Annotated in this window: 12 protein-coding genes, 4 tRNA genes and 1 riboswitch; of the genes, 13 read left to right on the top strand and 3 right to left on the bottom strand. The window is 38.4% G+C overall.

What is annotated here, in order from left to right:
- Positions 1–53 precede the first annotated feature (53 nt).
- The 11 genes from ACG59Z_RS08735 to panD all read left to right on the top strand — a co-directional run bounded on the left by ACG59Z_RS08735 (position 54) and on the right by panD (position 6128).
- Entirely contained in the window at positions 54–1763 is a 1710-nt protein-coding gene (locus tag ACG59Z_RS08735; RefSeq protein WP_400198846.1) for a tetratricopeptide repeat protein, read from the top strand.
- Positions 1764–1767: 4 nt separating this feature from the next.
- A complete protein-coding gene (gene lolB / locus ACG59Z_RS08730) occupies positions 1768–2346 on the top strand; it encodes a lipoprotein insertase outer membrane protein LolB (protein WP_304591776.1) in 579 nt (192 codons plus the stop codon).
- A gap of 18 nt (positions 2347–2364) precedes the next feature.
- Positions 2365–3198, top strand: coding sequence for a 4-(cytidine 5'-diphospho)-2-C-methyl-D-erythritol kinase (gene ispE, locus ACG59Z_RS08725; RefSeq protein WP_396479782.1), 834 nt, complete (start codon positions 2365–2367; stop codon positions 3196–3198).
- Positions 3197–3271 (top strand) — tRNA-Gln (locus ACG59Z_RS08720). The genes ispE and ACG59Z_RS08720 overlap by 2 nt, the downstream gene beginning before the upstream one ends.
- A 26-nt stretch (positions 3272–3297) precedes the next feature.
- Positions 3298–3372, top strand: a tRNA-Gln gene (locus ACG59Z_RS08715).
- 20 nt (positions 3373–3392) lie between these two features.
- Positions 3393–3467, top strand: a tRNA-Gln gene (locus ACG59Z_RS08710).
- 91 nt (positions 3468–3558) lie between these two features.
- Positions 3559–3633 (top strand) — tRNA-Gln (locus ACG59Z_RS08705).
- Positions 3634–3669: 36 nt separating this feature from the next.
- Entirely contained in the window at positions 3670–4620 is a 951-nt protein-coding gene (locus ACG59Z_RS08700; protein ID WP_002120445.1) for a ribose-phosphate pyrophosphokinase, read from the top strand.
- A 98-nt stretch (positions 4621–4718) separates the two neighbouring features.
- Entirely contained in the window at positions 4719–5015 is a 297-nt protein-coding gene (rplY, locus tag ACG59Z_RS08695; RefSeq protein WP_263613059.1) for a 50S ribosomal protein L25, read from the top strand.
- Positions 5016–5035: 20 nt separating this feature from the next.
- Entirely contained in the window at positions 5036–5617 is a 582-nt protein-coding gene (pth, locus tag ACG59Z_RS08690) for an aminoacyl-tRNA hydrolase (RefSeq protein WP_002050315.1), read from the top strand.
- Between the two features lie 130 nt (positions 5618–5747).
- On the top strand, positions 5748–6128 hold the full coding sequence (gene panD, locus ACG59Z_RS08685) for an aspartate 1-decarboxylase (protein WP_016142035.1): 381 nt from the start codon (positions 5748–5750) through the stop codon (positions 6126–6128).
- Between the two features lie 52 nt (positions 6129–6180).
- Here the strand turns inward: panD and ACG59Z_RS08680 are convergent, their stop codons facing one another.
- Positions 6181–6741, bottom strand: coding sequence for a GDYXXLXY domain-containing protein (locus ACG59Z_RS08680; protein WP_400198845.1), 561 nt, complete (start codon positions 6739–6741; stop codon positions 6181–6183).
- Positions 6741–8522 carry a DUF2157 domain-containing protein gene (locus ACG59Z_RS08675; RefSeq protein ID WP_400198844.1) on the bottom strand — a complete coding sequence of 594 codons (1782 nt, stop codon included), beginning with the start codon at positions 8520–8522 and terminating at the stop codon, positions 6741–6743. Before ACG59Z_RS08675 ends, ACG59Z_RS08680 begins: the two co-directional genes overlap by 1 nt.
- Before the next feature lie 176 nt (positions 8523–8698).
- Positions 8699–8848, top strand: a riboswitch (FMN riboswitch).
- Between the two features lie 90 nt (positions 8849–8938).
- On the opposite strand from ACG59Z_RS08675, the gene ribB reads away from it, so the two are divergent.
- On the top strand, positions 8939–9598 hold the full coding sequence (ribB, locus tag ACG59Z_RS08670) for a 3,4-dihydroxy-2-butanone-4-phosphate synthase (RefSeq protein ID WP_400198843.1): 660 nt from the start codon (positions 8939–8941) through the stop codon (positions 9596–9598).
- A 58-nt stretch (positions 9599–9656) separates the two neighbouring features.
- Here the strand turns inward: ribB and ACG59Z_RS08665 are convergent, their stop codons facing one another.
- On the bottom strand, positions 9657–10331 hold the full coding sequence (locus tag ACG59Z_RS08665; RefSeq protein ID WP_396521214.1) for an HAD-IA family hydrolase: 675 nt from the start codon (positions 10329–10331) through the stop codon (positions 9657–9659).
- Positions 10332–10428: 97 nt separating this feature from the next.
- On the opposite strand from ACG59Z_RS08665, the gene ACG59Z_RS08660 reads away from it, so the two are divergent.
- Positions 10429–11196, top strand: a complete 768-nt coding sequence (locus ACG59Z_RS08660) for a hydroxymethylpyrimidine/phosphomethylpyrimidine kinase (protein ID WP_400198842.1) — start codon at positions 10429–10431, stop codon at positions 11194–11196.
- Positions 11197–11241: the final 45 nt, after the last annotated feature.

The raw sequence follows: 11241 nt of genomic DNA, 5'->3' as shown, positions 1-11241 counted from the left end.
GCAACATCGGTGTCATAAAAAGCATTACTTTGGATCAATAAAAATTGCGTCAAATGAATAGCCGTATAAATTTTAACGGTGCTTCGATAAGACAGTATTCTACCACATTCTTATTGTTAGGTAGCATGTCCTCATATGTCTATGCACGTCCGCTGCAAGAGACCTATGCCGTGCATTCATTTGATCAGGCTCTACAACAGAGTATGGTCGCTGAATTTGCCTTAGCTTACGACGATATTCCTACAGCACTACATAATTACACCGTGCTTGCGATTAGAAGCAACTCAACAACAATTAAGCAGCGCGCCCTAGATGTTGCACTTGAATATAACGACTTACAAGCTGCACTGAATATTGCAACACACTGGGTGGTTCAAGAGCCTAAAGACGTCCCTGCTTTGTTTTATTTATCGCATATTGCGTTAAAAACACATGAATATCAGCTTGCTGCCGAAACTTTAGATAAAATTTTAAAAATTGATCCAACTGCCGATCTTGAACAAATTTTGGCAAGTATTGCACCTGAAAATGCACAAGATCGAGAAGTTTTATTAACTGCTTTACGTTCAAGTGCAGAAAAGGAAAATCCTTCTATTTTAGCGCTTATCGCGAACCTAGAAGCACAAAATGGGCAATTAGAACCTGCTTTAAATACCATTAACCGTGCACTACGCCGTCGCCCTAAAGTAACCAGCTTTATCTTGATGAAAGCAAACCTATTGATTGCCCTAAGTGATCAAGAAGGTGCTTTAAAATGGTATGCAAAATCCAGTCGTAAATATAAGAAAAATCTAGATATTCGATTAGCTGAAGTACGTTATCTCATTCAGATTAATCAGCCTCAGCTTGCTCTTGAAAAATTAGAAAAAATTATTGAAAGTAATCCTCGTGCAGAAGAAGCGCTGTTCATTGCAGGCTTAACCAGTATTGACCTGAAGCAATATGATAAAGCTGAACAATATTTGGTTGATTTACGCAACTCTGCAAAGTATCAAAATGAAGCGTATTACTACTTAGCCATTAATGCAGAACGAAAACAGCATTATGAGACTGCAAAAGCCTATTACCGTTTAGTAGATGGTAGTCTCTATATTGTTTCAAGGCGTAGTTTGATTGCAATCTATGATAAACAAGAAAATTTACACGATGCTTTACGTTTTTTAACTCAAGAGCGAGTTAATTATCCGCAGCATGCAAGTTTTCTCTATCAGGCTCAAGCCGAAATTTTAAAGAAAATGGGCAATAAAAAGGCTGCTTTAAATTTATTAGATGAAGCAATCAAAAATTTACCAGATGACCCGGAACTCATCTATGCAGAAGTCTTATTATTAGACCCTTATACTGACCGCGATAAACTCGATAAAACACTCAAGCAATTATTGCAGTTAGAACCCAATAGCCCGACCTATCTGAATGCCTATGCGTATACGCTGGCTTTGCAAAACCGCAGATTAAAAGAAGCACGACAATATGCTGAACAAGCATTGGAATATGCACCAGAACAAGCTTCGATTTTAGATACGCTAGGTTATATTGCCTTTTTACAAAATGATTATGAGGGCGCAGCGGAAGCTTTAGGCAAAGCTTATGAGCTTAGTCATAACATAAATATTGGGATTCGTTACGCTAAGGCACTGTATATGCAAGGATCATTAACTGAATTTAGTGCTGTGTTACAACAACTGAAACAAAAACACGCGAATGATCCACAATTACATCAGCTTGATGCGTTAATTTTACCTACATCTGCAAAAAAGAGTTAAATTTATGAGCAAACTTGCCCAACTGTGCACAGCGATCTGTGGATCAAGTGTGTTATTTTTAACCGGTTGTCAGCATTTTACTCAGCCTAAACCCGCAGTTACCCACCAAGTGCAAGACGAAAAACACTTCAATTTACAAGGTAAAATTGGCGTACGTACTCCACAACAAAGTGGTAGTGCATTCTTCACATGGGTTCAACAGCAAGATAATTTTGATATCGAGTTAAGTGGCATTTTAGGTGTTGGAAAAACACAAATTCAGGGAAAACCGGGTGAAGTCACTTTAAACAGTGCTAAAACTGGCGTTATTACAGCGGCATCCCCTGAAGAACTTTTAGAACGTGCGACTGGTTGGCAAGCGCCGATTACTCATTTAACCAGTTGGATTTTAGCAAAGCCAGCAACTTTAAATGCCCAAATTAGCAAAGATAATGCAAATCGAGTGAGCCAACTCATCGAAGATGGCTGGACGGTTAATTTTAGTTATGATGGCGAACAAACTTTGCCAAATAAATTGGTTTTAAAGCAACCTCTTGCTGAAGATAAAGAAAACCGTATTACAATGGTTATCCAAAACCGCTAAACCTAACTATATAAATCTATGATTCGAGTTCCTTCCCCAGCCAAGCTCAACCTGTTTTTACATATCACAGGACGTCGTGAAAATGGTTACCATGAACTACAAACTATTTTCCAACTCATTGATTTATATGACTGGATGACTTTTTCTCCTATTGAGAAAGATGAAATCCAAATTGAAGGTTTAGGTGAGGTTCAACTTGAGCAGAACCTAATTTATCGGGCTGCTCAAATACTAAAACCGCATGCAAAAAAGCTTTGTGGTCTACACATCAAAATTGAAAAAAATATTCCAATGGGTGCAGGTCTAGGCGGAGGTTCTTCAAACGCTGCCACAACACTTATCGTTTTAAATCAATTATGGGAATGTGGCCTGACTCAGGCAGAGCTTGCAGACTATGGTGTAAAACTTGGTGCAGATGTTCCTATTTTTATTTATGGTAAAAATGCATGGGCTGAAGGTATTGGTGAACATTTAACATTCATAGACTTAGATCAAAAACAGTTCATTATTTTAAAACCTGATTGTTTTATCAGCACTCAATTGCTTTTTTCACAAAAAACATTGACAAGAGACACTAAGACCACTAAATTTTGCGCCTATCAGTTAGAACCTTCTAATTTTGGAAATAACTTTGAGCCTTTGGCTAGAAAGTTATACCCCGAAGTTGAAGAAGCGATGCAATATCTTGATCAATTTGGTCATGCAAAGCTTACAGGTACAGGTGCTTGTGTTTTTACTGAAGTAACCGATGAAATGAATGTTGATGACATTCTTAAACATGCACCATGTAAAGCTTATTTGGTACATAGTTTAAAAGAATCTCCTTTACACCATTTTAAAGTTGCAAGTTAGGGGCGTCGCCAAGTGGTAAGGCAGCGGGTTTTGATCTCGCCATCCGTTGGTTCGAATCCAGCCGCCCCTGCCAATTTCACCTGTAATGATGATTATATTAGGGGCGTCGCCAAGTGGTAAGGCAGCGGGTTTTGATCTCGCCATCCGTTGGTTCGAATCCAGCCGCCCCTGCCATCATATATATCATCGAATTTAGGGGCGTCGCCAAGTGGTAAGGCACCGGGTTTTGATCTCGGCATCCGTTGGTTCGAATCCAGCCGCCCCTGCCATTCTCTTATTTTAAAGACAGACTTAATTGCCTTGCTTTTTGTTGATTATTCTTGACATTGCATTGCAAAAATATTAAAGTTCTGCCGCATTAGGGGCGTCGCCAAGTGGTAAGGCACCGGGTTTTGATCTCGGCATCCGTTGGTTCGAATCCAGCCGCCCCTGCCATCTATTTCATTACATACCAACCGCCAAGGGTGCTTCATGCCCAATCTTGTCGTTTTTAGTGGAAATGCTCATCCACAGTTCGCTCAAAAAGTCGTAAGTCACTTACATATCCCTCTAGGTGCTGCATCAGTCGGTCACTTTTCTGATGGAGAAATTTCAGTAGAAATTACTGAAAATGTTCGTGGTAAAGACGTATTTATCGTTCAGCCTACTTGTGCTCCTACCAATGATAACCTTATGGAAATCTTGGTAATGGCAGATGCTTTGCGTCGTGCAAGTGCTGGTCGTATTACCGCTGTTATTCCTTATTTTGGTTATGCTCGCCAAGACCGTCGTCCACGTTCTGCACGTGTGCCGATTACAGCTAAAGTTGTTGCAGACATGCTTACCACTGTTGGTATTGACCGTGTCGTGATGATTGACTTACATGCTGACCAAATCCAAGGTTTCTTCGATATTCCAGTCGACAACATCTACGGTACTCCTGCTTTGCTTGCTGACTTACGTCAACAACAACATGATAACCTTATGGTGGTTTCTCCTGACGTTGGTGGTGTAGTACGTGCACGTGCTGTTGCCAAACAGATGGGTGACATCGATTTAGCAATCATCGACAAACGTCGTCAAAAAGCCAATGAGTCGCAAGTTATGCACTTGATTGGTGATGTAAAAGATCGTGATTGCGTTATTGTAGATGACATGGTTGATACAGCCGGTACATTGTGTAAAGCAGCTGATGCACTTAAGCAATTTGGTGCACGTCGTGTTGTTGCTTATGCAACTCACCCTGTACTTTCAGGTAAAGCAATTGAGAACTTACGCAACTCAGTCATTGATGAGTTAGTTGTAACTGACACAATTCCTCTTTCTGAAGAAGCATTGACTTTGGGCAAAATCCGTCAAGTTTCTGTTGCTAGCATGGTTGCTGAAACGATTCGTCGTATTAATAACGAAGAGTCTATCAGCGCGATGTTCGATAGTTTATAATATTGCAGCTTTTTCTTAACCCTGGCTTTGGCTGGGGTTTTCTATCACTAAACTGGTCGCAAGTTTAGTTTATTTAATCTTTAATGAGGATTTATCTCATGGCAAACTTCGTATTCAACGCTCAAGCGCGTGCTGAAGACAAACAAGGGAAAGGTGCGAGCCGCCGCCTTCGTCGCGAATCTTTAGTTCCAGCTATCATCTACGGTGGTAACGCTGAGCCTGTAACTGTTACTTTAGAACTTCGTGAGCTTGTAAAAGCTTTAGAAAACAATGCTTTCTTTGAAGAAGTTGTAGAAATCAAAGTGGGCGACAAAGTTGAAAACGTTAAAATCCAAGCGTTACAACGTCACCCATCTAAAAACACTCCTATGCACGCTGACTTCAAACGCGCATAAGTGTTTAAAGGCGTAAATTAGTGTCAAATATTTCGCTAATTGTTGGTTTGGGCAATCCTGGTTCAGAATATGCCCAAACCCGCCATAATGCAGGCTTCTGGTTCGTTGAACAGCTTGCAGATAAATATGGCATTACATTAAAAAATGATCCAAAATTTCACGGAATCAGTGGTCGTGGTAATATAGAAGGACATGATGTTCGCTTACTTCTACCAACGACTTACATGAATCGTTCCGGACAAAGTGTTGTTCCTTTCTCAAAATTCTATCAAATTGCTCCAGAAGCAATTCTGATTGCTCATGATGAACTTGATATGAACCCTGGTGTAATTCGTCTCAAAACAGGCGGTGGACACGGTGGTCATAACGGTTTACGTGATATTGTCCCACATATTGGTCCAAATTTTCATCGTTTACGAATTGGTATTGGACATCCAGGTTCAAAAGAAAGAGTTTCTGGGCATGTACTCGGAAAAGCACCAAGTAGTGAACAAAGCCTGATGGATGGAGCAATTGATCATGCTCTTTCTAAAGTAAAGCTACTTGTTCAAGGACAGGTATCACAGGCCATGAACCAAATTAATGCGTATAAACCAGCTTAAATTGTTGAACAATCAAGCTTGCTATCTTGCTTTTTTAGGAGCAAAATGCGCATCAGCCACCTTGCCCGAATGGCAAAGGCAAAAGATTTCACTATAAGATCTTCTTAGGTCTACTCAGGAGACGCTAGCCATGCTATCTCGTTTATTAAAATGCAAAATTCACCGTGCAGTTGTAACCCATGCTGAACTTCACTATGAAGGTTCTTGTGCAATTGATGGCGTATTGATGGATTTAGCTGGTATTCGTGAATACGAAGAAATCCACGTTTGGAACGTAACTAATGGCAAGCGCTTCACAACTTACGCGATTCGTGGTGAAGACAACTCTGGCATTATTTCAGTAAACGGTGGTGCTGCTCACCAAGCAGATGTAGGCGATTTAGTTATTATTGCTACATTTGGTGATTTCACAGAAGTTGAAGCAAATGCTCATAAACCACGTTTGGTATATGCAAACCCAGATAATACAGTCAACCACACAGCGAATTGCATTCCTGTACAAGTTGCTTAATTAAAGATTTAAAAATAAAAAAGCCCGTAAATACGGGCTTTTTTATTTGACTTTACAAATTCCTAGCAGTCCCCTTCCACCAGCTTCGCTGCTGCTTACAGTTTAAAGGCTGTAGTTCTTCTCCTCTTAAATCAAATAAAGTCGCCTCGCCTTTTGTATTTACCTTAAATTCAGCATACTTTGCTTTTTCATAGCATTGGGCTAGACCTTCGGCAAATAAAAAACTTCGAGAAGCTGGATATAAAGCCTGCAAACGATTTTCAGGATTTTTTAAAATTAAACTTTGCCCAGCAAATGAATTGTGAGTATCTAAAATTGTACGAACTACTCGATTTTGTGAATCCAAAATAACTTTTGCTGGAATATTGGCATGATTAAGAATCACTTGATCTAAAGCTTCACCTTCGCTTCCTGAAAGTGCTTTAAGAGATTGTAAATTTAATTCATACGCCAGCGCCATGTAGTCCCCTTGTAATATGGAGCGAGGATCAACTGGCTTAAGCTTAATAAAAATACTTTTACTCTGATGCAGGCGCCATTCATTTTTCACAACCAAACCTGCAAAAACTAATACAGTAACTATTGCAAGAATAAGAGAGAAATACTTTTTCATTACTTTTCTCCCTCAATACAATTGTTCTTAGCTTCTTGTAGGAGCAACCTATATAAGGCCAACAATATCATTCCGGACACCAAGATTGATGCACTTTTAGCTAGAAAACTTAATTGCAAACTGTAATAAAGTTGCCAAAGCACAATAGCGAACACAAGGAGCGTGATACCATAAACAATGTGATCTTTATTTTTTAAAGCCCATGTCAAAATTACAAATAGAATGAATACTTCAAAATAGCCGAGTGCAATAAGTACTATGGCAAAAATTAAAAAAGCAAAAAAAGTTATAGCGTGAAGTTGCCTATAGAGATAGAAAAAACTAAAGCACAATAACCATAGACTTGGTAAAACATAGAAAAACCATAATGACTGATCAGCCGAATCAAGCAATGCTAACCCTATAAAATTATCAAAGAATGAGTTCACCAAAATCATAGCAAGTACGCATAAAAAGATACTCCGCTCATACAATATAGCTGCCCTACTCCCTATTAGTAGTACTAAGCTAAAAATTAAATAGTTAAGTAAAGTTAAATTGAAGTAAGTTTGAGTCGGATGTACTGACCACAATGAATGGTCTAGTTGCAGTATGTAGATAAATGCTATGCCATAAGTTGCGAGCATTTGAATTAAAATAAAGAACCAATGAGGCTTAAGAAAATAACTAATACATAGAATAAAAATCTGGGCAATCAATACCCATAGAATTTGATTTGTCTCAGAACCAAGATGGAATAAAAAAGCAGTCTGCCCACTCACAAATAAACAATATGCAAATTGCCGAACGAAATAGCTTTGAGATTTTGTCAGTAATGTTATAGCTATAACAACAAAAATGATTCCAATAATTAAAGAAATAGTCTCCCAAAATACGAGTGTAAATGCTGCAAGTGCTAAACCAGCAAGCCAAGCACCAATTGCTAACGGAATGACATAAAAACGGCTTTGGCGAAAAATTCTTATTAAGAAGTAGCTAATAAGTGCAAACCAAATAAAAATAATGCCCGCAATCAATAAAAAAATGAACTCATTAGAATCTTTAAATAAATGATTAATACCATCTACAAGCCATATTGTTGCGGTCACACCGAGAACAGCAGCCATTAAACTGGCACATAGCTGATCATTCTTTTTAAAGAAATAGTAGAAAGCAATAACGCCTAGAAAGAAAGCGGAAATTAGATACGGTAAATTTTTATTCGATAAAAATTGGATCATCCCTATTATTGAAATAACAGCAAACCAAGCAATAAAAACAAAACGTAAGACTGTATATTTTTTTTGGCAGATCCAGAACTGGACAAGACTTAATAAATTTAGAGCAAAAAGATAAAGATAAGGAAACTTTTCTGCCCAGAAAGTCTGTTTAAAAAATAAAAAAAGTGTAAGTTGGCTTGTAATACAAATTAAAGCAAAGATTCCAATATTTGGTCGATATAGCCACGGCAATAAAAACAGAGTCCAAATCAAGAAAACTAAATAACTGTCTGCACCAGTTTGATAAACTTGCCCAATTACAGCTAAACTCAAACCGATCATTAAGCCGCAAGTACCATGTAAAGTCTGCCGTATTCCCTCGCTTAAGGTATCGTTTATGCTCACCCAAGCTGTGACAAGCAATATAACAGGTGGAATAATGAGTTGAATGCTATCAGGAAGCATCAACCAGTTAGCAGCAATTAAATAAAGAATACTGAGCGCCATAAATACATAACTAAAAATATGGAGATGCTGAATAAATAAAGTATTCCTAAATGGATAATCGTCTCTAATCTGCATGAAAAACCTGTTTTATTTATAATTTTCTATAAAAAACATAGCATTCACTTTTAAAACCAACAAGTAAGCTCTTGTTAAAAAACCTATTTCGATTTATGAAAATACTTATTCATAATGAGACTTAGCATTCTACAAAAGCATCTAGCCAATTTTGCCAAGCGCGCTATAATAAAACCCATCGCTTCAGGGCGGGGTGGAATTCCCCACCGGTGGTAAAGTTAATTTTATGAATAGATTAACAAGCCCACGAGCTTAAATTGTGTAATTTGAGCAGATTTGGTGAAACTCCAAAGCCGACGGTATAGTCCGGATGAAAGAAGACGACGAACTGGGATAAATCCGTTTTATTTCAGTGCCAGCCTGTTTTTACATCAGTCCTGAAATGTTCAACCGTATTTTTACGAGAGCGTTTCATTATGTCTAGCTTAATTCAACCAGAACTTTTTTTCTCAGCCCTCTCTCCTGCTGAGCAGCGTATTCAACAAGCATTAGAAGATATCCGTCAAGGCAAACCTGTCTTGGTTATGGATGACTTTGATCGTGAAAATGAAGCAGATTTAATCGTTGCAGCAGAAACGCTAACTGTTGAGACCATGGCACGTATGATTCGTGATGGCTCAGGTATTGTATGTTTATGCCTGACAGAAGAATTAGCAGATCACTTAGATCTTCCACCAATGGTTTCTCAAAACTCAAGTCAGTTTCATACTGCGTTTACAATAACCATTGAAGCTGCTCAAGGCGTTACCACTGGTGTCTCTGCTAAAGACCGTGTAACAACGATTAAAACTGCTATTAAAGATGGTGCTGTTGCAAGTGACTTAAATCGTCCTGGTCACGTTTTCCCATTACGTGCACGTAATGGTGGCGTGCTTACTCGACGTGGTCATACTGAGGGAACAATTGATTTAGCAAGATTAGCCGGTCTAAAACCTGCTGGTGTGTTATGTGAATTGACTAATCCAGATGGCACTATGGCATCAGGCATTCAAGTTTTAGCATATGCGCAAACTCATCACTTAACTGTGATTACGATTGAAGAACTTGTTCAATACCGTCAACAACACGGTATTTAAATAAAAAAGGTTTGGCTTTACGACAAAGCCAAACCTATAAATTAAAACTTATTTATATTTAAGAAACTTTCTTTTGTGCTGCCAGTTCTTCAACATAGTCCAAAAGTTCAGAGAACTGATTAATCATTGCTTTTGGCTGTGCTTGAGCAAGTTCCTCTGCTGTTCCATAACCGTAAGTCACAGCTACCGCCTCAATACCATTGTGGCGAGCACCTAAAACATCATATTGACGGTCACCTACCATTAAACACTCTTCTGGGTTTAATTGCTCATGCTCAAGAATATAACGAATGAGTTCAGCTTTATTAGTCCGCTCACCCGTCAATTCACTGCCATAAATATGTACAAAATATTGGCTTAATTCAAAATGATCTAAAATTCGTTTCGCATAAATTGTTGGTTTAGCAGTAGCAACAAATAAACGATATCCTTCTTTTTTTAAAGCGCTAAGCGTTTTTGCAACAGATGGATATACTTCATTTTCAAATAAACCAATGACCGAGAAACGCTCACGATAAGCCATTAAAGCTTGTTCAGCTAAATCATCATCTTGAGTAGCTAATAATTTTGCGAGTGATGGCTTTAATGGTGGACCAATTGTCCAGTCAATATCTAAATCGGCAGCCAATGGATAGCCTAGTTTTTCCATTGCATAGCGAATTGAAGTATGGATACCAACTTTTGGGTCTGTTAAGGTTCCATCTAAATCAATCAAAATATGTTTTATAGCCATTCAATCATTAACCCAGTAAAGTATTTAATTCAATTGGTCGAGAGTTTAATCAAACTCTCTTATACTAACGTAAATTTAAATTGAAAAGGAAATAACCGTGCGTCCAACCGTACTTTGTTTCTCGGGTTTAGACCCTTCAGGTGGTGCAGGTTTACAAGCCGATATTGAAGCGATTGGACAAAGTGGCGCCCATGCAGCAATTGCATGTACAGCTCTTACCATTCAAAACTCACAACAAGTATTTGGCTTTGAAGCAACCTCAAAAGAACTATTACTAGCTCAAGCTAATGCTGTGGTAGGTGACTTACCAATTAAATGTGTTAAGTCAGGTATGCTGGGCACCACAGATAATATTGCTGCACTCGCTGAATTTTTACGTGCTCATCCTGACTATCAATATGTACTTGATCCTGTTTTAGTTGCAAACAGTGGCGGTTCGTTAGGAGACCAAGCAACTTTAGTTAAAGCATTTGTTGAACTGATTCCCCTAGCGACTCTTATTACCCCCAATACAGTTGAATTACGAGCATTAACAGGTATTGACGACTTAGAGCAAGCAACACAAAAGTTATTTGAAATGGGTGCTAAAGCTGTATTAGTAAAAGGTGGACACGAAGATACTCCCGACTTCATTAAAAATAGTTTATATATCGATGGTGAACTTGCGGCGAGTAGTAGTTGTCCTCGCCTTGAAGGGGAATATCATGGATCAGGTTGTTCATTAGCGAGTTTTATTGCAGGTCGCTTAGCTTTAGGTGATTCTCTAAAAATTGCAGTACAACATGCAGAAACATGGTTATTTGGTGTTTTAAAAAATGCCGAAACACCTGTACCTAATGGACAAAAGATTCCAAAACGATTTTAACAACCAAATAAAAAGGCGCTTAAAGCGCCTTTTTATTTATTCCAA

Source organism: Acinetobacter sp. ABJ_C1_1, from assembly GCF_044684115.1.
Taxonomy (GTDB): Bacteria; Pseudomonadota; Gammaproteobacteria; order Pseudomonadales; family Moraxellaceae; genus Acinetobacter; species Acinetobacter nosocomialis_A.
The sequence above is the reverse complement of the archived record's forward strand: the minus strand, read 5'-3'. Positions and strand labels throughout refer to the sequence as shown.

What these genes read in the sequence shown, in the direction of transcription:
- ACG59Z_RS08735 (WP_400198846.1), top strand. Translation starts at nt 54, where the DNA reads ATGAATAGCCGTATAAATTTTAACGGTGCTTCGATAAGACAGTATTCT.
- lolB (WP_304591776.1), top strand. Translation starts at nt 1,768, where the DNA reads ATGAGCAAACTTGCCCAACTGTGCACAGCGATCTGTGGATCAAGTGTG.
- ispE (WP_396479782.1), top strand. Translation starts at nt 2,365, where the DNA reads ATGATTCGAGTTCCTTCCCCAGCCAAGCTCAACCTGTTTTTACATATC.
- ACG59Z_RS08700 (WP_002120445.1), top strand. Translation starts at nt 3,670, where the DNA reads ATGCCCAATCTTGTCGTTTTTAGTGGAAATGCTCATCCACAGTTCGCT.
- rplY (WP_263613059.1), top strand. Translation starts at nt 4,719, where the DNA reads ATGGCAAACTTCGTATTCAACGCTCAAGCGCGTGCTGAAGACAAACAA.
- panD (WP_016142035.1), top strand. Translation starts at nt 5,748, where the DNA reads ATGCTATCTCGTTTATTAAAATGCAAAATTCACCGTGCAGTTGTAACC.
- ACG59Z_RS08680 (WP_400198845.1), bottom strand. Translation starts at nt 6,741, where the DNA reads ATGAAAAAGTATTTCTCTCTTATTCTTGCAATAGTTACTGTATTAGTT.
- ACG59Z_RS08675 (WP_400198844.1), bottom strand. Translation starts at nt 8,522, where the DNA reads ATGCAGATTAGAGACGATTATCCATTTAGGAATACTTTATTTATTCAG.
- ribB (WP_400198843.1), top strand. Translation starts at nt 8,939, where the DNA reads ATGTCTAGCTTAATTCAACCAGAACTTTTTTTCTCAGCCCTCTCTCCT.
- ACG59Z_RS08665 (WP_396521214.1), bottom strand. Translation starts at nt 10,331, where the DNA reads ATGGCTATAAAACATATTTTGATTGATTTAGATGGAACCTTAACAGAC.